Origin of the sequence: Corynebacterium sp. HMSC071F07 (assembly GCF_001810285.1) — a bacterium.
GTDB classification, from domain to species: domain Bacteria; phylum Actinomycetota; class Actinomycetes; order Mycobacteriales; family Mycobacteriaceae; genus Corynebacterium; species Corynebacterium simulans.
In genome coordinates this window covers 1-209 of sequence record NZ_KV800717.1, presented here as the reverse complement: position 1 = coordinate 209, position 209 = coordinate 1, and the positions used below count along the sequence as shown (strand labels likewise).

General features: G+C 59.3%; 1 protein-coding gene. It reads left to right on the top strand.

What is annotated here, in order from left to right:
- On the top strand, positions 1-209 hold a 209-nt coding region (locus HMPREF2724_RS12915), incomplete at both ends, for a hypothetical protein (protein WP_168164883.1).

Here is a 209-nt window from a genome sequence, read left to right as displayed (position 1 = left end):
TCTTCCAATGCATCTTGTCTGGACGCGGCTTTAATTACCCGCGGGCATTCAACGACGATCTAGACATGGGCGCTTCCGACGGCCACTCGTCTACGCTGCACCGCTTCTATCACCTACTGGCCAAGCACGCGATAGACACCGATGGCACAGCGGATTACACGCACTTTCCCGTCAACGCGCTTGCTGCTGGCCCGGCCGTAGAGCTCGGC